17 protein-coding genes are annotated in these 21275 nt (G+C 46.7%); 14 read left to right on the top strand and 3 right to left on the bottom strand.

The window, feature by feature from the left end; all coding sequences use genetic code 11:
- Position 1: 1 nt before the first annotated feature.
- The 11 genes from gtfA (at position 2) to AC4E8B_RS21795 (ending at position 14001) form a co-directional block, all read left to right on the top strand.
- Positions 2-1471 (top strand): sucrose phosphorylase, encoded by a 1470-nt coding sequence (gene gtfA / locus AC4E8B_RS21845; protein WP_490215549.1) that lies wholly within the window; start codon positions 2-4, stop codon positions 1469-1471.
- A gap of 321 nt (positions 1472-1792) precedes the next feature.
- Positions 1793-3157, top strand: a complete 1365-nt coding sequence (locus AC4E8B_RS21840; protein WP_490215547.1) for an acyclic terpene utilization AtuA family protein — start codon at positions 1793-1795, stop codon at positions 3155-3157.
- A complete protein-coding gene (locus AC4E8B_RS21835) occupies positions 3157-3468 on the top strand; it encodes a DUF4387 domain-containing protein (RefSeq protein WP_490215546.1) in 312 nt (103 codons plus the stop codon). Before AC4E8B_RS21840 ends, AC4E8B_RS21835 begins: the two co-directional genes overlap by 1 nt.
- An 11-nt stretch (positions 3469-3479) precedes the next feature.
- Positions 3480-4391: a ribokinase gene (locus AC4E8B_RS21830; RefSeq protein WP_490215545.1), complete on the top strand. Its 912-nt coding sequence runs from the start codon at positions 3480-3482 to the stop codon at positions 4389-4391.
- The gene (locus AC4E8B_RS21825; RefSeq protein ID WP_490215543.1) at positions 4372-5271 is read left to right on the top strand and encodes an ABC transporter permease; all 900 of its coding nucleotides are present in this window, start codon (positions 4372-4374) and stop codon (positions 5269-5271) included. Before AC4E8B_RS21830 ends, AC4E8B_RS21825 begins: the two co-directional genes overlap by 20 nt.
- 13 nt (positions 5272-5284) lie before the next feature.
- The gene (locus AC4E8B_RS21820; protein ID WP_490215542.1) at positions 5285-6163 is read left to right on the top strand and encodes a carbohydrate ABC transporter permease; all 879 of its coding nucleotides are present in this window, start codon (positions 5285-5287) and stop codon (positions 6161-6163) included.
- A gap of 63 nt (positions 6164-6226) precedes the next feature.
- Positions 6227-7684: an extracellular solute-binding protein gene (locus tag AC4E8B_RS21815; protein WP_490215540.1), complete on the top strand. Its 1458-nt coding sequence runs from the start codon at positions 6227-6229 to the stop codon at positions 7682-7684.
- 10 nt (positions 7685-7694) lie between these two features.
- Entirely contained in the window at positions 7695-8846 is a 1152-nt protein-coding gene (locus AC4E8B_RS21810; protein WP_490215539.1) for an ADP-ribosylglycohydrolase family protein, read from the top strand.
- A 16-nt stretch (positions 8847-8862) separates the two neighbouring features.
- Positions 8863-10956, top strand: coding sequence for an ADP-ribosylglycohydrolase family protein (locus AC4E8B_RS21805; RefSeq protein WP_490215538.1), 2094 nt, complete (start codon positions 8863-8865; stop codon positions 10954-10956).
- Positions 10957-11051: 95 nt separating this feature from the next.
- Complete coding sequence (locus tag AC4E8B_RS21800) at positions 11052-12059, top strand: LacI family DNA-binding transcriptional regulator (RefSeq protein WP_490215537.1); 1008 nt, start codon at positions 11052-11054, stop codon at positions 12057-12059.
- A 34-nt stretch (positions 12060-12093) separates the two neighbouring features.
- A complete protein-coding gene (locus AC4E8B_RS21795; protein WP_490215536.1) occupies positions 12094-14001 on the top strand; it encodes an alpha/beta hydrolase in 1908 nt (635 codons plus the stop codon).
- Between the two features lie 83 nt (positions 14002-14084).
- Here the strand turns inward: AC4E8B_RS21795 and AC4E8B_RS21790 are convergent, their stop codons facing one another.
- The gene (locus AC4E8B_RS21790; protein WP_490215535.1) at positions 14085-14759 is read right to left on the bottom strand and encodes a hypothetical protein; all 675 of its coding nucleotides are present in this window, start codon (positions 14757-14759) and stop codon (positions 14085-14087) included.
- Positions 14760-14910: 151 nt separating this feature from the next.
- On the opposite strand from AC4E8B_RS21790, the gene AC4E8B_RS21785 reads away from it, so the two are divergent.
- The 3 genes from AC4E8B_RS21785 (at position 14911) to AC4E8B_RS21775 (ending at position 19518) form a co-directional block, all read left to right on the top strand.
- Positions 14911-16593 carry an alpha/beta hydrolase gene (locus AC4E8B_RS21785; RefSeq protein WP_490215534.1) on the top strand — a complete coding sequence of 561 codons (1683 nt, stop codon included), beginning with the start codon at positions 14911-14913 and terminating at the stop codon, positions 16591-16593.
- A 202-nt stretch (positions 16594-16795) separates the two neighbouring features.
- Positions 16796-17365 carry a 3D domain-containing protein gene (locus AC4E8B_RS21780; RefSeq protein WP_490215533.1) on the top strand — a complete coding sequence of 190 codons (570 nt, stop codon included), beginning with the start codon at positions 16796-16798 and terminating at the stop codon, positions 17363-17365.
- A gap of 500 nt (positions 17366-17865) precedes the next feature.
- Positions 17866-19518: a M4 family metallopeptidase gene (locus tag AC4E8B_RS21775; RefSeq protein WP_490215532.1), complete on the top strand. Its 1653-nt coding sequence runs from the start codon at positions 17866-17868 to the stop codon at positions 19516-19518.
- A gap of 132 nt (positions 19519-19650) precedes the next feature.
- Here the strand turns inward: AC4E8B_RS21775 and AC4E8B_RS21770 are convergent, their stop codons facing one another.
- Positions 19651-19803: a hypothetical protein gene (locus AC4E8B_RS21770; protein ID WP_490215531.1), complete on the bottom strand. Its 153-nt coding sequence runs from the start codon at positions 19801-19803 to the stop codon at positions 19651-19653.
- A gap of 1 nt (position 19804) precedes the next feature.
- Positions 19805-21043: a helix-turn-helix domain-containing protein gene (locus AC4E8B_RS21765; RefSeq protein ID WP_490215530.1), complete on the bottom strand. Its 1239-nt coding sequence runs from the start codon at positions 21041-21043 to the stop codon at positions 19805-19807.
- Between the last annotated feature and the right edge of the window lie 232 nt (positions 21044-21275).

The raw sequence follows: 21275 nt of genomic DNA, 5'->3' as shown, positions 1-21275 counted from the left end.
CATGGCAGTTAAAAATCAAGTACAGCTTATTACGTATCCAGATTCCCTCGGCGGAGATCTGAAAATGCTTAATAAAGTCCTGACAGAACATTTTGCGGAAATTTTTAAAGGCGGAGTCCATATTCTGCCGCCTTTTCCTTCCTCAGGCGACCGGGGATTTGCACCCCTGACTTATCTTGAAATCGACCCGGCATTCGGCGGATGGGAGGATATCCGGAAGATCGGGGAACAATTCGATGTTCTGGTCGATCTGATGGTCAACCATATCTCGCAGAAATCCGAGTACTTCCAGGACTTTCTGGCAAAAGGGCGCAGCTCCAAATATGCCGATCTGTTCATCACCCTCGATAAGCTTTGGGAAGACGGAAAGCCTGTCCAGGAAGATATTGATAAAATGTTCCTCCGGAGGCCGCTTCCTTATTCAACTTTTACAATAGAGGAAACAGGAGAGCAGGAAACGGTGTGGACCACTTTTGGCAAAACAGATCCCTCCGAACAGATTGACCTTGACATCAAATCAGAGCAGGTCAGGCAGCTGTTAACCGACTACTTCACCAATTTCAAGGAGCAGAACGTGAAAATTGTCCGCCTTGATGCAGTCGGCTATGTAGTGAAAAAGCTTGGCACCAGCAGCTTCTTTGTCGAACCGGACATTTATGAGTTCCTTGACTGGATCATGGATCTGGCGGAATCCCTCGGCATAGAGCTCCTGCCCGAGGTTCATTCCCATTATTCGATCCAGTATAAGCTTGCCGAGCACGGCTTCTGGATTTATGACTTCATCCTGCCTTACCGCGTCCTTGAGACACTGATCAACAAATCAAGCAAGAACCTGGCTGATTACCTGAAAAACCGTCCGCACAAGCAGTTCACGATGCTCGACTGCCATGACGGCATCCCGGTTAAGCCGGACCTTGACGGGCTGATTGATACAAAAGAAGCGCAAGACATTGTAGATGTCTGCCTTGAAAGGGGATCCAACCTGAGCCTGATTCTTTCAGACGAGCATAAGGCGGAAGACGGATTTGATGTCCATCAGATCCGCTGCTCCTACTACTCTGTCCTGAACAGCGACGATGATGCCTATCTTGCAGCAAGAGCCATTCAATTCTTCACGCCAGGCGTACCGCAGGTGTATTATGTCGGCCTTCTTGCCGGTGAAAATGATGTGGAAAATGTAGAGCGGACCGGCGAAGGACGGGAAATCAACCGCCACAACTTCACTCTTGATGAAATTGAACAATCCTTGGAAAAGCCAGTTGTCCAAAGGCTTCTCAAGCTCATCCGCTTCCGCAATGACTATGAAGGATTCGGCGGCGAATTCAAAGTCCTCGACTCACCAGACAGCGAAATCCGCCTTTCCTGGCATAACGGCAGCAAACACTGCACATTGTTCATCGACCTGCAAACGAACAAGAGTATCATTGAGTATGTTGATGACAGCGGGGAAATGGTAGAGTATATCGTATAACATGAATACTAGGTACGCTAAGGCACCTGGCACCCCAAACAAAAGGCAGAGCTGCGGCTCTGCCTTTTGCCTTAGGATAGCGGAATGACAATGGGTAATGCGAATGGAGGCTGCTGAAAAGCGCCTCCTATTTTAGTACAGTTTCCCGCATATTATATTGGCTGGTACATTCATTAGATTGTTGACACCACTTATCTGAACATTTAGAATAATGTGTAACCGGTTACATAAAGTAATCGGCGGTATTTTAATGAATAATGTAACCGGTTACATATTTCAATCATAGAAACACGTTAATCGTCATAGTTGATAATAGAGGTGATGAGAATGAAGGAAGTCAGAATCCTTTCTCCATGCGGGATGCTGGGCTATGGTTTTCCGGAGAGCTCGTTCAGGCGGGGGATGGAAGCGGAGCCGCATGCAATTGTGGTGGATGCCGGTTCAACGGATGCGGGTCCCCATAAGCTTGGTGCCGGGGTTTCCATTGTGAGCAGGCGTGCGCTGAAAAAAGACCTGGAAATCATGATATCCCAAGGCGTCCCAGCCAAGGTTCCGATAATCATTGGCTCCGCCGGAGGTGCAGGGGCTAAGGTGCATGTAGAATCGACCTTGGAAGTGATTCGGGAAATCCTTGAAGAAAGAGGTTTTTCTGTGAAGCTTGCCGTCATTTGGGCGGATATTTCAAAGGAACAGGTCATAGAAGCACAGCAGAATGGAAAAGTCAGGGCGATGAGTCCCAATGTCCCGGATCTTACAGGCAAGAGAATTCAGGAAACAAACGGGATTGTCGCCCAGATGGGACATGAACCTATTTTAGAGGCATTGGAGGGCGGTGCCGATATTATTGTATGCGGCCGCGCCTATGATCCTTCTCCATTTGCAGCCGTCGGCATTTTTCATGGCAAGGATGCCGCGCTTTCCTATCATTTAGGGAAAATCCTTGAATGCGGAGCGCTTTGTGCGGAACCCGGCACGACTAAGGACAGCATTCTTGGCACCATCAAAGATGATTGCTTTACCGTCAGGTCATTGAATCCATCCCGCACCTGCACGAAGATTTCCGTAGCGGCCCATACGTTTTATGAAAAAGAGCATCCATTCCTGCTTCACGGCCCTGGTTTTTTACTTGATTTGGGTGATTGCCGATTTACGGAACTGGGTGAAGGAGAGGTTGAGGTATCGGGCAGCCGCTATATCCCGGCCGAACAGCATTTCATCAAGCTGGAGGGAGCAAGGAAAACGAGCTACCGGACGATTGTTTTTGCCGGCATCCGCGATCCGATTCTGCTTGAGAATATCCATGACATCGAGCTGCAGGTAGAAAAGCAGGTAAATGCCTACTATCCGGAGATTTCCCCGGAATCCTATCAGATCCGTTTTTATAACTACGGAATGGATGCTGTGCTTGGAAGCCGGGAGACAGAGGTGTTCAGCGGCCATGAAATCGGTGTGCTCCTTGAGGTAACCGCCGAAACACAGGAGCTTGCAAACAGCATTTGTGCGACAGCGCGGTCGACCTTTCTCCATTATGGGCATGAAGGGCGTAAATCAACGGCAGGAAACCTCGCCTTTCCGTTTGCCCCTAGTGATGTGGAGTGCGGTCCTGTCTATGAATTTTCCGTTTATCATTTAATGGAGATGTCCGAAAACCCTTTCAGGATCGAATTCAGGCAGGAGGGACCCTGATGGATAGCTTATATACATTGGCGAAGGTTCTCCGCAGCAAAAATTCCGGCCCGTTTGAACTGACATTGGATGTCCTTTTTGAATCGGAGGAGTCTTATGAAAGAGTAAAGAATTCAGGCAAACTGACGCCGGAGACCGTGTGCAGGCTTTATGGAATCAATGAGAATCAGCTGCGGCATTTTGTTTTTTTCGATCAGGCCCTCGGGATTAAGATCACCATTTTAAGAGAAATTTCCTCAGGATCAGCAGGCGACAGGGATGTGTATGGTGCCCAGCAGCATGCCCCGCTGATGAACTTACTAATAGATTAGGATGTTGAAATATGAAAAAAATTGCAGTGGTAGGCAGCCTGAACATGGACTATTTTGCAGAAACAGACCAGTTTCCGGCTGCAGGAGAAACAGTGATGGGCCGCGATTTCTTTATGTCACTCGGGGGGAAGGGCGCCAACCAGGCAATAGCGGCCGCACGCCTTGGAGGCAGGGTGTCGATGTTCGGCTCCATCGGAAATGACGAAAACAGCCGGCTGGTCAGGGAAAAAATGCTTTCTGAAAATGTGGACATTACTATGCTGCAGGAGGCGGATGCCCATACAGGCGTGGCCTTCATTGAAATCTGCCGTTCTGATAACCGCATCATCGTGATTCCCGGTGCCAATCAGCATACGGATATTTCCTATATTGAGAGAGTGGCAGATTCCCTGCTGGGCCACGATATCATTGTTCTTCAGCTGGAAACGCCGCTGTCTATGATTGAACATATCGTGCCCAGGCTTCATGACAAAGGGAAGGTTATCATCTTAAACCCGGCGCCCGCTCAAAAATTAAGTCCTGAGCTGATCGGACAATTAACCTATCTGACTCCTAATGAGCATGAATACAAAATGGTGCTCAGCACAGCTGAGACAAAAGAGGAAGCTCTTGCCCGATATCCGGAAAAGCTGGTCATTACTTGCGGTACAGAGGGCGTTAAATTCCATGACGGCAGCAGCATCGTCCATGTTCCGGCTCTGAAGGTGAAGGCCGAGGATACAACCGGAGCTGGAGACACCTTTTGCGGGGCCATGGCTGTCGGACTGTCCGAGGGGTGGACCCTGGAGGAGAGCATCAGGTTTGGGAGTGCGGCAGCGGGGCTTTCCGTCAGAAAAAAGGGGGCCCAGACCGGAATGCCGGCAAGGGCTGAACTGGATGTCTATATGAAGGGAGGGGAGCAGGATGGTGCAGGGAGTTTTTAAAAAGCTGAAGGCGGACTGGGTGCTGTATGCGATGCTGCTTCCTGCACTCGTTTACTTTGGCATATTCCATGTGATTCCCCTTATTGGCATGAAGCTGGCTTTTCAGGATTACCGGATTATCGGGGACAATGTCTGGGTGGGGCTGAAGCATTTTAAAGTGCTTTTCAGCTCGCCGGCATTTTTCGATGTCCTGCGGAATACAATCATCATTTCTACGATGAAGATGATATTCTTTTTTCCGGTTCCGATTATTCTATCGCTTATGATCAACGAAGTCCGGAACGGCCCATTCAGGAAATATGTCCAGTCTGTCGTCTATCTTCCGCATTTCCTGTCCTGGGTGGTCATTGCAGGGGTGTGGATCGCATTCCTGAGCCCGGTTGATGGGGGAGTGAATACACTCCGGAATTTCTTTCAGCTCCCATCGCTCGACTTTATGACGAGCAAAGACCATATCCGCTGGGTGCTGGTTTTCTCGGAAATGTGGAGAAGTGCCGGCTGGGATTCGATCATCTATCTTGCGGCCATCATGAAAATCAGTCCGTCGCTATACGAAGCGGCAAGGATTGACGGCGCATCCCGGCTGCAGCAGATGAGGTTCATCACGATCCCTGAGCTTTACGGGACCATCATAACCGTATTCATCCTGAATCTCGGATTCTTCATGAACGCAGGCTTTGACCAGGTGTTCAACCTGATCAACGATTCGGTCATTTCGGTTATCGACATCCTGGATACCTATGTGTACCGGATCGGGATATTGAATGGCCAATATGCTTATGCCACGGCGGCAAGTCTGTTTAAAGGCGTCATCGGTGTCGTGCTGATCCTGAGCACGCATTTTATCGCAAAAAAAGTCAGCGGAAAAGGAGTCTGGTAGGAGGTGGAGGACAATGAGAAAAATTAGCATATCCATGGTTATTATTTATACAGTTTTGATTATCATTTCGCTCCTGGTCCTTGTGCCGATCCTGAATCTGCTGGCCATGTCACTATCAGATCCGCTTAAGGTGCATGAACTGAAAGGCCTTGATATTCTGCCGAAAGGCTTCTCGCTCATCAATTATCAGGTGCTGTTCTCCAATCCGCTGATTGTAAAGAGCATTTTTAACAGCCTGCTGATCACCATCTGCGGTACAGCATTGAATCTGTTTTTGACAGCCATGGCTGCTTATGTGCTCGCCAGGACGAATTTTATCGGGAAAAAGCTGGTCATTCTATTTCTGATTGTTGTTATGGTATTTGAGCCGGGGCTGATTCCTGAATACCTGCTGGTCAAGGATCTTGGCCTCCTGGACAGCTATCTATCGCTGATCCTGTACAAAGCCATCAACGTATTTTATCTGTTCATCATGATGCGCTTCTTTGAGGATGTGCCGGACAGCATCCTGGAAGCGGCAAGGATTGACGGGGCAGGGCATTTTAAAATCTTTACGAAAATCATGCTGCCGCTCTCAAAGCCGGCACTTGCCACAATGGGGCTTTTTTACGGGGTATATCACTGGAATGAATATTTCCGGGCAACGATTTACCTGACTACCCCTGACAAATGGCCGCTTCAGGTGGTTCTGAGGCAGTTTGTCGTCGAGAGGGATAATACCTCCCTGCTTGGTGCGCAGAATGTTCTTTCCTACGATCAGATTGCTGCCCTGGATTTTGGATCGCTTCAGGCCGGAACGATCATCATCTCAATCGTTCCCCTGCTGATCTTTTATCCTTTGATCCTGAAATACTACGCGAAAGGAGCGCTTGAAGGGGGTGTTAAGGACTGATCATCCTTTTCCTGCAGCATACATTCCTATTAATATTCATTAAATGAAAGAGGGGGAAACACAATGAAGAAGTATTTGCTGTTATTCATGTCGCTCATGCTGATCCTGGTCACTGCCTGTTCAAAGGAATCCGATACGGGTGAAGAAGAATCAAAAGATGGTTCAACAACACTAAGGGTCGTCTATAAGGATGAAGGTCCATCCAATCCGGTTGCACAGAAGTATTTTGAAACACTTTCCAAAGCCTTGAAAGAGGATAAAGATATGGATGTAAAGTTTGAACTGGTAGAGATGCCGCAGGGGAATTATGCAGAAAAGCTGAATCTGCTCCTGATGAGCGGTGACATTCCTGATTTGATCTATTTCCAGGGTGGAGACCAGCAGATTGCCGACCAGGATCTCCTGGAGGATCTGGGCCCTTATATTGAGAAATCTGAAAATGTGAAAAATATCCTGGAGCCGCATAACGAGAAAAGGCTGGCTAATTATCCTTATCTTCTTTGGATCAAGCCTTTGGACAGCAAGACTCCGGTCATCCGCAAAGACTGGTTTGATAAAACAGCCGGATCTAAAGAGCTGATAGAAAATCCGACGATTGACAACTATTATAACTTCTTTAAGGAGCTTGTAGAAAACCCGCCTGGAGGAAGCAAGCCGGCGAATGCCATCACGGCAGCAGGAGATATCACAGAGCTTGACTATATTTTTGAAATGGCATTCGGCCTGAATCAGACATGGCTGAAGGAAGGCGATGGATATGTCTATTCGAAGGTATCTGACAAGGAAAAAGAGAAGCTGGAATTCTACAACAAGCTTTATGAAGAAGGGCTGCTTGATCAGCAGTATCTGACAAAGCAATGGGATACAAAGGAAAAAGCTTTCTATGATGGAGAAACAGCCGTAATCGTAGGCACCAATGGAAAGGTCATTGATATCTATGATGGAAAAATGAAGCAGGTCAACGGCGATGAAGCGAGCCTTGTCGTTCTCCCGCCGGCCAAAGGCGAGGACCAGGGCTTTACAGCAACCGATATCACAAAAGAATCGCGCGGAATGGCGATTTCATCACAATCCAAGCATAAAGATGCTGCGTTTGAGGTGCTCGATTATCTGGCCAGTGATAAAGGGCAGCTCCTGGACAGGATTGGATTTGAAGGAGAACATTATAACGCAACAGACAGCGGCATCGAGCTGACTGACAAATATTACAGTGAGTGGTATGCGAGGTTCTGGGAGCCGGCTGAATTCAACACTGAAAAAGCATTGAAAACACCGCTGCTGAGTGAGCCTGCACAGAAATCAAGAGACCTGGCCAATGAGTTTTATAAGGAAGACAATAGCTTCATCCTACCGGAGCAGTATATTTCCAACTGGGATGCGATGGAGAATCTTTATAAGGAATATGCCACAGATATCATTACCGGCAAGCGCCCTGTCAGCGATTTCGATAAGTTTGTGGACGAGTGGAACCAGGCGGGCGGAAAAGAAATCACCAGCTATGCGAATGAAAATATCAAGTAAGGAGACTTTCATGATATCTTTTCAAAAAAGAGTAATAGGCGCAATTTTCGGGGCTGCCCTGGGCGATGCCCTTGGAGCGCCTATTGAGAAGCTGAGCTATGAGCAGATCAAGGAAAAGTACGGGCGAGTCGAATCGCTTCGGACAGAATGGTACAAGGCAAACTCTCCCGAGATTAATCTCGGGAGAAAGCGCGGCAATGGGATCGTGACAGATGACACCCTTATGATGCGTGCTCTGATTTATGTCTATCTGAAGGAAAAAAGGCATCTTGATGCATATGATATGGGGAAGGAATTCATCAAGGAGATTGCATTCCGAAAAACGTATATTCCTGAATTCGGCAAAGAAGGGCTTATCATTGACAGGCTTTTTTATCCGGAAAAGCATATTTTTCTCCGCCATGTCCTGGCCAATTGCGAGCCGCGTGAAGGCGGCCATGGCAATATGGTCAACTGCGGTGCCGCCATGTACTGCACGCCGATAGGGATCGTGAATGCTGGCAATCCGAAGGCTGCCTATGATGAGGCGATCCTGTTTGCCATTGGCCACCAGGTCAGCTATGGACTGGAGGCAGCCGGGGTGTTTGCCGCCTGTGTGGCGAGGGCGTTCGAGCCTGGCGCCGGAGCGGCTGATATTGTTGAGACGGCGCTGCTGTATGCAAAGGACGGCACCCAAAAAGCAATCCGTGATCTGACTGAAGCGGCTTTTGAGCTTCGGTCAAAAGAAGCAGGGATGGACGAAGTGGTCCGGACGCTGCAGGAGAAAATGGCCCCATATTCGCCGATGGGAGATGATGTCCACCGGAAAATGGAGAAAGCTGGGCTAGCATCCAATCATTATACGCCAAGTCGCCTTTTCTCAATAGAAGAGCTGCCAATGGCACTGGCCTTTATTGTCCTGAATGACGGGAATTTCTATCATTCTGTTTATGACGGCATCAATTCCGGGCGTGATACCGATTCGATAGGGGTCATGGCAGGTGCGATCCTTGGGGCGATGCATGGAGAAGATGTTTTGGCCCAGCAGGATATTGAGCTGCTGGAAGAGACGAATAAGATGGACCTCATGGAGCTTGCTGATGAATTCGCCATGCTGGCTCAGGAGCTGATCCGGGAGGATATTCTGCTGAACGAAAAGAGACAGAGATTGCTTCAGCAATAGAAACGGGAGTGAGGAATTGATTTCTGACAACTATCTGCATAAGGTCTATGCCGGTTTTCTGGGTATGAATGCCGGCATCAGGCTGGGTGTCCCGGTGGAGCCGACAGAATGGACAGCAGAAAGAATCCAGGCCGTATATGGAGAAATCAAGGGGTATGTAAAGGACTACAAAACATTCTCGGCAGATGATGATGCTAATGGACCTGTGTTCTTTATCCGGGCGCTTTATGATGATGCTGCAGACAGGGAGCTGGAGCCGCAGGATGTGGGAAGGGCCTGGCTGAACTATTGCCGCGAAAATGTCGGGATGATCTGGTGGGGCGGAGAGGATATCAGCTCAGAGCACAGGGCATACATGAACCTGAAGAACGGCATCCCCGCCCCAAGGTCAGGATCTGCTGAAGAAAATGGAATCATTATGGCTGAGCAGATTGGCGGCCAGATATTTGTGGACAGCTGGGGACTTATTTTTCCCGGCAATATAGAGCGGGCTGCGCATTATGCCGAGATGGCGGCAAGTGTTTCCCATGATAAAAACGGGTTATATGGCGCCCGCTTCATGGCTGCATGCATCGCAAAGGCTTTTGAAACCGGAGCGGTAGATGAGGTGATTGAGGCAGGCCTGAGTGTCATACCTGATGATTCGCTGTACAGCAAGGTTGTGAATGCGGTCATGGACTGCCATCGGGAGAATCCGGATGATTTCCGTGCCTGCCTCCGCTACCTGCATGAGGACTGGGGATATGATAAATATACAGGAATCTGCCATATCATCCCGAATGCCGGAGTATGTGCACTTGCCCTTATATATGGAAAAGGCGATTTCGCAAGAACCATTGAGATTGCAGCCATGTGCGGCTGGGATACCGACTGCAACGCCGGGAATGTCGGTACGATCGTTGGTGTGATGAACGGCCTTGAGGGAATACCGGTCCATTACCGGAAGCCGATGAATGATTATATCGTCGCTTCCAGCGTATCCGGTTATCTTAATATCATCGATATGCCGACCTTTTCAAAGGAGCTGGCCCTCCTCGGATACAAAATGGCCGGCGAGACTCCTCCTGATGGGCTTGAGGCCAGGAAGGGAGAGGTGTACTTTGATTTTGCTCTTCCGGGTTCCACCCATGGATTCCGCACCAGCAATTCCTTCAAGATTCCGGCCCTCCGCCATCATTCCGGAATAGGGGGCGGCTCGCTTGAAGTCATCTTTGACCGTATGGTTGATGGGGACTTTGGAAAGGTTTTTTATAAGCCATATTACCGCCGGTCGGATTTCAATGATGAAAAATACAAGCCGGTCTTTTCCCCGCAGGCATACAGCGGGCAAACGGTGACTGCAGAGCTTTATCTTGATAAATGGCAGGGGTCGGGCATTTATATCACCCCTTATGTGAGGGACACCTCCACACAGGAAGACATCGTGATGGATAAGGTGCTGTTAAAGGAGGGGACATGGGAGAAGCTCGAGTTTATCATTCCGGATACAAAGGGCAGGATGATCGATGAAATCGGCTATAAAATTGAAAGCCCTTCCATATTGACTGCCCGCGCTTTCGGTGCCCTATATATCAGTTCATTCCATATCCATGCTAGCGCCGACTATGAAATCGATTTTTCCAGACTGGAAAGGGAGTTTCTCAGCCTTATGCCTTTTTCCCACAGCGGAGGAGAGTGGACGGTTGAAGGAAATTCCATCAGATGCATAAGTGAAGGTGACAGTGCTTCATTTACCGGGAATTATTACACCCGCAGCCTTGTGCTGACCGCAGAAGTTGAGCCGGTGAGAGGCGGCAGCCATCTTTTGCTGTTCCGGGCACCCGGAATAAAGCGCGGCTATTATGCCGGTTTTGACGGGGAGAATAAGGTTTCGCTCATTCTGAATGACTTCGGGCAAAAGCGTCTTCTGACAGTCCCTTATGAGTGGCAGCATGGAAAGCCGTATACATTCAGGGCAGAATGCAGGGGCAGCTCTATTAAATTTTATATCAACGGTCTGACTGTTCTGTCCTATCAGGATGAAACCCTTGATTATGGAATGTATGGCTTCGGCTGTATGGATGAAGGGGAAATGGTGGTCCATTCTTTTAAAGTGAAAGCAGAAGGATAATTTTTAAATAAGCGAAGCTCTTTTCATGTCTGCCTGTATTCCGATGGAATCCTGCAGAACGGAAAAGAGCTTTCCGCTAAGAGGGGAATAGCTCCATGAAAAAAAACAGCACCATCCGGGATGTTGCCAGTAAAGCCGGAGTTTCGGTGGCCACTGTCTCACGCTATATAAACAGCAGCGGATATATCAGCGGAAGGACCGGAGAGAAGATCCAGGAAGTAATGCTGGAGCTGGATTACCGTCCCAATGAAATAGCCCGCGGCCTGGCCAGGAAAAAAACGGATACCATTGCTTTGATCATCCCGGAGATCACCAATCCCTTTTTCCCGGAACTTGTTGTGTCGATTGAAAAAAAAACGAAGGAAAAGGGGTATTCGCTCATCCTGATTCATGCGGATGAAGAAAGCCTGCAGGACAGCGTCTTCTGGAGGAATCTTGAAAGCCGTTATATTGATGGACTGATCCTTGCCTCATTTCAATTCAGCCAAAAAATCCTCAATGAGCTGGATGCACTTCATGTTCCATTTGTCCGGATCGACCGGGCAGCCGACCATGATTCTCCTAACAGCATCGGGATGGATCACAGAAAGGGGGCAAGGCTTGCGGTCAGCCATTTGATTGAGAGCGGCTGTAAGAAAATTGCCCATATTAGCGGGCCGCATACATTTCCTCCTTCGATTGAACGCCTTCTGGGATATAAAGAGATACTGGCAGAGCAGCTGCCGGACGGGAGCCCCATCATTATGGAGGGGGATTTTACCCTGGAAAGCGGCAAATCTTTAACCGGAGCACTGTTGAAGCAGCACGGCGATATTGACGGCCTGTTTCTTGCCAATGATATGATGGCCATCGGTGCACTGAAAACATTGAAGCAGCTTGGGAAAAAGGTGCCGGAGGATATTGCCGTCATTGGTTTCGACGGAATCAAGCTTGGCGAAATGGTTGAACCTGAGCTGAGCACCATTGAACAGCCGATCTTCAGCATCGGGACAGTCGCTGCTGCCCGTTTGGTTGGAATGATTGAGAACAAAGGGGAATACGAAAGCCAGACCGTACTGGATGTCCGCCTCGTCATAAGGGAATCGACCAAAAGGAAGGTATAGGCGGGATGACGGAATATATTTGAGGAGGGTATGCATGGCCAGGAAGGTAAATATCGCAGCATTACTGATTCTTTTTGTATTGGCGTCCATCGCACCGGACGCATTTGCTTTTAAACAGAAGCAGGAAAGTGTCCAGATTACAGATTCCATTGCCTCACAAGCACTCATCCATGATGAAACCCTAAAGCAGCATAAGTTATCCTACAAGGTTTATTTGCCCGCAGGCTATGATAAAAAACGAAAAGAAGGCTATCCGGTCCTTTATCTGCTCCATGGCAGCAATGGGGATGAAGACAGCTGGGATGAATTTTGGCCTAAGCTGGATGAAATGATTGCAAAAGGGGTGATCGACCCGGTCATCGCCGTTGTCCCATCCACAGGGAACAGCTATTGGGTCGATTCCAAAAAGTATGGCCATTATGAATCAGCCGTTATCCAGGACCTTATCCCGATGATCGATAAAAAGTATCATACGAAAAAGGACCGCACAGGCCGCTATATCTCCGGCTATTCAATGGGCGGCTACGGGGCATTGAGATACAGCCTGACCTATCCGGATCTATTCTCCGGCACTGTGCTCCTCAGCCCGGCCATCCAGAACGGCGAACCGCCTGCTACTTCAGGAGCGGTGGAAAGGGGGAGCTTTGGAGATCCATATGATCCCGAGGCCTGGACCAGCAAAAATTACCCGACAGGCATCGACTCTTATGTGAAACAGCCGCACCGCCTACCGATCTACATCGTCACAGGAGATGATGATTGGAACCACTTGAGCGAGAAGGAAGATCTGCCGGCAGATGCTTACAAATATAATATGGAAGTCCAGGCTGTCCAGCTGTATCAGGAGCTGCACAGGAAAAACCTTTTTGCTGCCGATTTTGAAAAATGGGAGGATGTGCCGGCCAATCCTGCCGAACTCCGGATCATCAACGGCGGGCATGGGATGGATGTCTGGCTGAAAGGGTTTGAAGAGGGGCTGAAATATCTATTTGGGAAGCCGGAAGCACCGGAATTTTCACCCGTTTATGATGCTTCTCAATATATTTCCAAAAGGAAAGGAACCGTCACGTCCAAAATCCTTGGAGAAGTTGCTGGAGATGGCGGCGGTTCCCTTCCTTATCAGGTCTATTTGCCGTCAGGCTACGATGCTGAAGAAAATAAGCATTACCCCGTTTTATATCTTTTGCATGGAAGCTGGGGAGACGAAAAGAGCTGGAATAAGTTCTGGCCTATCCTGGATAAGAAGATAGAAAGCAAAGAAATCGGCCCTGTCATAGCGGTAGCCCCGATTACAGGGAACAGCTATTGGGTTGATTCAGAAAAATTTGGTGCTGTCGAGACTGCAGTGGTTTCAGACCTGGTAAATGAAATTGATGAGAACTATAAAACCATCGCATCGCGGGAAGGGAGAGGCCTTGTCGGTTACTCCATGGGAGGATATGGCGCTTTAAGATATGCTCTGACCTATCCGGATAAATTTGCCGCTGCCTCATTGCTGAGTCCTGCCCTCCAGCATGATGAGGCACCTGCAACATCCGGAGCTGTTGAACGGGGGTCGTTCGGTGAGCCGTTTGATCCGGCCACCTGGGATGCTCTTAATTATCCTGCCGCTCTTGAGCAATATGGAGAGCAGCCTTATGAAGTGCCAATCTATATTTATGCCGGCGATGATGACTGGAACCATGTGAGCGAAAAGGAAGACCTGCCTGAAGACTCCTACACATACAATATGGAGGTTCAGGCAGTCACCCTTTATCAGCATCTTCATCGCTCCAACGTTTTTAACCGCTCCTTCGAAAAGTGGGAGGAAGTCCCGGGGAGCCCGGCAGAACTCAGAATCTTAAACGGCGGGCATGATACAAATTTATGGGGCCTGGGTTTTGAGGAAGGCCTGGAATATATGTTTGATAATGGGCTGAGCGGAGCAGAAACGGGTAATTAGAAGAACGGGTTTGTAACCGGATTTGCAAAACGGACCGGCAGCATAATGCAGCTGCCGGTCCGTTTTTTGTTAACCGGGGATATTTACTGGTTTACCAGGTCGAGTTTTTCTTTAGAAGGCGTCTCATATTTTAAATTTTTCTGCATATATTCACTTCCATCTTTTCGAATGCTGCTTCTATACGCATATAAGTTTCCGCCAAGAGCATAATTGGTTGTATTCGCATCTTTAACAATCCCGTATACCCGAAATGTTTCTCCCTTATTTACATGTCTTGCAGGCACCATTTTTCCATCCTCATATTTAAAGATAGAAAATCCGGATTCCAGCGTGGTGACTCTTCCGACCTGCCCTTTTTTCAGTTCCATATCGCCCCACATAACAGGACTGTGGGAAACATTGTTCAATAATGCGAGCTTCCGTTTAGAAGGTGTCTCATATTTAATATAGCTGTCATTGTCATCACTATCATTTTGAATGACATACATGCTGCCGCCCAGCCCATATAACGGAATAAAACGGATAGTTTTAGTGTTATAAACACGGAATTCTTCGCCCGGCTTAAGCATCCTGACAGGTTCAATATATGATTTCTTTAACTGAAACAGCATAACCTCCTTCATGACTGTCACTTTACCGAGCTGGCCTTTTTTTAACTCTGTTTTTCCCCACATGACAGGAGCAGCAGAGGCTTGGCCGTTGAATGCAGTGAGTGAAAGGGCTAAAAGACAAAGCACCATCATCATTCTTATTTTCATTCTATTCCCTCCTTTTTCCATCTACTAAAAAGATAACAAATATAACTAGTAATTTACCAATATTTATTAGTGGTAAAATTATCTATTTTTGAACTTTTCATCCTTCTTATACGTAAAAGAATAGCAGGAAAAAAGAGAAGGAGGAAAATGTATGAAACTGCAAACTTATGGGAAGTGGATTTTAGCAGGAATGATCAGTCTGGGGGCTGTTTCGGAAGGCGCGATGCGCATGGGCGAACCAGTATATGCCCAGGCAGATCAGCAAGATAGCCATAAAGATAGGGCAAAGGAATTCCTTGCTCTAACTGATTCAGGCAAGTGGAACAATGCACAGGCACTGCTTGGAAGCAATCTTAAAGAATCTCTTTCGAGTGAGGTCTTACAGCAGCTCTGGACAGGGCTTCTCGCTCCATTTGGCAGATTAAAGGAAACCAGATTTAAGAAATATGAAGATAATGGGGTCCATACGAATGTCACTTTCTCTGCAGAAGCAGAAAAGGGTGCCTTTAGTATCATCATTCGTCTTGATAAAGAAGGGAACATCGATGACTTTTTATTTGATCCGATACAGCCGTCAAATGTTCCTGTCCCCGCCTATGATCAACAAAACTATATTGAAAAGGAAATTGTGATCGGAAGCGGCAAGTTCGCACTCCCTGGCTTGCTGACTGTTCCAAAAGGAAAAGGACCTTTTTCTGCTGTGGTTCTTGTCCATGGGTCAGGAGCCCACGATAAGGACGAGACAATGTATAACTTTAAACCTTTTAGGGATATAGCTGCCGGGCTGGCCAATGAAGGCATCGCTGTTCTCCGATATGATAAGAGGACCAGGGTGCATACGGTGAAATCTGCACTGGACCCAAAGTTCTCTCTTCAGGAGGAGACTGTTCTCGATGCGAATCTTGCAGTGGAGAGGTTGAAATCAATCCCGGAAGTGGATAAAAAACAGATCTTTATCTTTGGCCACAGCCAGGGAGCCTATGCATCACCCCTAATAGTTGAAAATGACAAAAAAGGTGATATAAAAGGCGTCATTAATGCAGCTGGGCCAGCAAGCAAATTTCAGGATTTGGTGATATGGCAGATGAAAGAGTCTGTGGCTCGGGCAAAGGAACTGAAAGCACCTGAAAATCAAGTACAAACCATGGAGAAGGAGCTGGAATTCTATACGAAGCAATTTAAAATCCTGGAAGATCCAAAGCATACAAAAACGTTGATTCCGCCAGGTTTCATGCTGCAGAATCCTTACTGGTGGTTCAGCCTGAGAGATTATAAGCCTGCGGATTTAGCTAAAACTCAGACTGTCCCCATGCTTTTTCTTCAAGGGGAAAAAGATATACAGGTGCCAATGTCTGAATATGAGGCACTTCAGCGGGAACTTAAAAATCTCGAAAATACTGAATTTAAATCTTATCCAGATATGTTCCACATGCTTGCTGACATCAGTGGGGAGCCTAATGGGATAACTGAATATATGAAGCCTGGAAATGTAGCAAAAGAGCTTATTCATGACGTTGCAAAGTGGATCAAGGAAGGCAGCATAGGTCCGAAAAAAGAGAAGCAGGGCAAGGAAGTATATTGGGATGGCTTACTTATGAAGAAAGGTCAGATTGGAAAAGTCACTATTAAGAAGCCTATTAATCTTTGGAAAAGAGAAGGCGGCAAGCTGGTGTTTGCCCGTGTGCTGGCTGCTGGAGTTCAATATAGGGTTTACCGCTATGATGATCACTTTGGTGGCCAGTATGGATTAGGGGGAGGATATTATGTTACAGATATGGAAGGGTATATCACCTATCAAACTCCATCCAAAGCAAAGCTGAAGGAATTAGAATAGACTATTTAAAGCCGTGACCGCCTTAACTTTGGCGGTCATGGCTTTTCTTTTGCACATCTGGGCCTTAAGCAGCTCCATCTGTTATATTACAAAAACACATTTCAGCATCATATTTTGTAACACAATTAGCAATCTATTGAAATATTCCTGTTACCTTTAACTGTTAACATGTTCCTATGAAAGAAGTTAAAGGAGAATCGGTTTGAAAAAAATACTATTAGCACTTACAGCATCTATTGTTTTGTCCTTTGGATTTTCAACCGCCACTCTTGCCTCTGGAAATACATATCAAGTTAAGAAAGGTGACACGCTTTGGGCAATCGCCAAAAAGTATCATGTCACAGTTCAGCAAATCAAGACCTGGAATAAGCTAAGTTCAGATATAATTAAAATAAACCAAAATCTGGCAATTTCAGCCTCTGCCCCAGCCAATTCTGTAAAGTCGGCCAAGGCTCCTGCACCTGCCAAAAAAGCTACTTATAAAGAAATCACTGTGAAAGCCACTGCATATACTGCCAGCTGCAAAGGCTGCAGCGGCATTACCGCCACAGGTTTAAATTTAAAGAAAAATCCCGGCCTTAAGGTAATTTCAGTAGATCCGAAGATTATTCCGCTCGGTACAAAAGTGTATGTACCCGGCTATGGAGAAGCTGTTGCTGCCGATAAAGGATCTTCTGTAAAAGGCAATAAGATTGATGTGTTCATTCCAAACCGCCAGCAGGCCCTGCAGTGGGGCAGCAAGACTGTTAAAATTAAAGTATACGCGAAGTAGTGAATCGAGAGCCTAATCAAGGCTCTTTTTTGTTTTTACAGGAAACTATTTTTCCAAGGATTCCTGTATCTTATATTTCCACGACCCAGACCAAACATTTTCATCAAACATAAAAATATCAATTTAGTATATTTTGGTTTTTTCACGTAACTTATTACCTAACTAAGCTAAAGGGGAAGTCACCACATTTAAGGAAGCAGTTATCAAGAAATATGGGGAAAAATATTCTGGATTATTCTGAAAATTAAACATAAAAAGATATCTAGTGAAATATTTGGAATAACAAAAGGTGCAAACAGTACCATTTAATATATTTTCCTCCCAAATTGTATTGGGAAAATTTTAGACATTTTTCTAATAATCTATCCATATCAGTCAATATAGGGATGCTGGGTATATTGGTTGATTGCTAGCCTTGATCTGCGAGACTAGAATTATCCCTAACACGTGTAGCAATGGATTAGCTGATCCTAAATAATAGCTGAAAAGGGGATAATTTTATGCCAAAAAAGTTAACAGCAATCGTACTTGGTACTTCCTTAGCCTTAAGTGCCGCATTTCCGGCAGCCACTGCCTACGGTCTATCTCCCTCAGAAAAACTGCAGAACCAGATGGAGCTTCAGCAGAAGCAGGATGAAAAAGGCAAGCATGCCCCTAAATTCATAGCAGGAAAGCTATCGAAAAAGAAGATTAAAAATAAGGATGAAGTCAAACAATTCATCCAGGAAAACAAAGACCTGTTCAAAGTGGATCCAGCCAAGGAACTGACATTGCTTGAAACACAGACAGATGATCTTGGGATGAAGCACTACAAATTTTCTCAGGCCATTAATGGAGTGCCCGTGGAGGGAGCTATCTTCAGGGTGCATACAGATAAAAATAATGATGTAACTGCAGCGACAGGGCAATTATTTGAAGATGCTTCCGAAAAGGTGACAAACACAAAAGCAGCAATCAGCAAAAAGGAAGCGGTTGATCTTGCCTGGAAAAATATCAATCTGACAGAAGCGGATACAAACGGCAGCAGCGATCAGGCTGTGCCTGCTGACCTCGAAAAAGCCGGCAAAAAGAGTGAAGTGAAAAATACGCATGTGAAAAATGACCTTGTCATCCATGAAAAGGACGGGGTGTACACTCTCGCTTATAAGGTCCAGCTGCAGTTCATCGAGCCGTACGGGGCGAACTGGCAGATCTTCGTCGACGCGAAAAACGGCAATATTGTTGAAGCCTATAATGCTGTGGCAGATGCGGCTGCAACAGGAACAGGCACTGGCGTGACCGGCGGCTCCAAAACATTGAATACTTATTCTTCTGGCGGAACTTATTACTTATATGATGTTACAAAGCCAATGAATGGAGTCATTGAGACCTTCACAGCCAATAACGGATCTTCCCTGCCAGGCTCGCGTTCCGCCGACAGCAATAATGCATGGACTGCGACCAATCAGAGGGCGGATGTGGATGCGCATTATTATGCCGGCAAGGTTTATGATTATTTTAAAAACACGCATAACCGCAACAGCTTCGACAATAACGGGGCAACCATCCGATCAACGGTCCATTACGGATCACGCTATAATAATGCGTTCTGGAACGGTTCGCAGATGGTGTATGGAGACGGTGATGGCTCCCAATTTACCTCTCTCTCTGGAGCCCTTGATGTAGTGGCCCATGAAATCACCCACGCGGTCACTGAAAGGACAGCCAATCTGCAGTACCAGTATCAGTCCGGTGCCCTGAACGAGTCCTTCTCCGATGTGTTTGGATATTTCCTTGATCCAGGCGACTTCTTGATGGGTGAGGATGTGTACACCCCAGGCCGTTCCGGCGATGCTCTCCGCAGCATGTCCAACCCGACATTGTACGGGCAGCCTGAGCATATGAACCAGTATGTGAACACAAGCTCCGATAATGGAGGCGTCCATATCAACAGCGGAATCCCGAATAAAGCTGCCTACTATACAATCAGCAGCATCGGCAAGGCCCAGGCCGAAAAAATCTACTACCGTGCCCTGACTGTCTATCTGACGCCGACGAGTAATTTCAGCTATGCACGCGCAGCGCTCCTGCAGTCTGCAGCTGACTTATATGGAAGCGGAAGCTCTGCTTATAATGCGGTGAGAACTGCCTGGGATAATGTTGGAGTCTATTAAAAATTTTTCGATAAGCATCGCAGATAGTTCACATACTTAAATAGAAAGAGAGCTGCTTCTAGTGAAGAAGCAGCTCTCTTTTCAGTGAAGGGAGGAATATGACGGAGGAAAAATATTAGAGGAACTGTAATCTTAACTGTCTTCCTTTAAAGGGGGCTGGATGGGACGGTCATCAGTATTTTCTAATGCGGCAAAGGAGCTTTTGGATGCAGAAGTGGCGGGATCACTGTAATGAACCAGGAAACCAAAAGCAGCAATCAGCAGAAACATATATTTTTTCTTCATACTAATGTAATTCCTCCCTGTATTTTGAGATGTAATGGATGGCCTGTTCGTACTCTCCGGTAAGGACCAGCTGCCTTGCAAGCATCTGATAGAATTCCAGAAGCTCATTTTCGTGCTCATGTGTCTTCTCGAGAAAGGGCAGAAGCCTTTCCTGCAAAAACTCAATAGCCTTGCTTTCATCCACAAAGATGGTGAGGTAATAATGGGCCATCAGTTCGTATTTTCTGGAGCTGACTTTCTGTGAGATCATTTTCAGTTTTTCAAAATGAATTCTGCTGTCATTATCGCCGAATTTATAAAGCGTCTCGGCATAGGCATACAGGCTGATCAAATAGTAGGGCGATTCGGCCGAATGAAGGTCCAGGCTTTTTTTGTAATACAATGAGGCCTTCTTCAGGTCATTTGTCCTTCTGTAAAGATAGCCCATATTATGATAAATCTGCGGCAGCAGGGCTGCTTCAATCTTCAAAGCCTCGATGTTCCGGAGCAGATGCCTGAAGCACTCAGCTGCCTCATTGTAAATGCCCGCATGCGTATAATTGATTCCCAGCAGCATCAAGGTGTGGAGGATCCGCTTAAAATTGAATTGGTCCGAAAAATGTGCCAAGGCTTTCTTTCCATAATGGACGGCTGCCCCGGACTCTTCCTTAATGCTTTTGACAAGTCCGAGATGGTAAAACAAATCACCGGCCCCGATAGCGCTTTCCTTCACTTTATCCTCAATCAGGCTGCTGAGGATTTTGTCTGCTTTTTCCTGCTGACCTGCCTGTATTAAAGATAACGCATTGAAGTAGCTGTATAAATAGGTTTCATGTTGGGAAAAATTCTTTTTTATCTTACTAAGATGGTCTTTCTGGGCCGCTGCTCCTTTTATGTCGCCAATGAAGATAAGATAGCGGAATTTCCAGAGAGAATAGTAGTTTATGTATGGAGTAAAGGTGATCAGCTCTTCTGCTTTATGCAGGGTTTGGAAAGCTTGTTCGGCCTCTTCCTTCTGATAGTAGGTGAGTTTGGTGATAAGATCCTCAATCTGGGATTCAATCTGTTCCTGTTTATCTTCTGCATGCTGTAAAGTGATGCCAAGCTTGTTCAGCAATAAGTTGATCGTGCCATCATGGGCTTCTTTTGAGTTGTTTTCTATTTTGCTGAGGTGGGAGATGGAGCAGATCCCCTGGGCCAATTCCCTTTGGGTCATCCCTTTTTTTGTACGGTAATACTTTATAAGCGCTCCGATTTTCATGCTTTTACCTCCTACTTTTCCCGTAGGATTAGTATACCAGCAAAGGGCTTCAAGTGTAAGAATATTCTATTAATCAAACGTTTGATTAATGGCGGGGGTGCGGATCTGGAAGGTTTGCGGGTCTTTGGAACTATCATACAATAATAGGTAAAAAGTTACAATTATGTAAAGTTGGGAAAATTTTTCAATCAGCGTTACATGGTACGGATGGTGCCCCGAAAAATCTGTAAAA

It is taken from the genome of Bacillus sp. SRL543 (assembly GCF_984799205.1).
The sequence above is the reverse complement of the archived record's forward strand: the minus strand, read 5'-3'. Positions and strand labels throughout refer to the sequence as shown.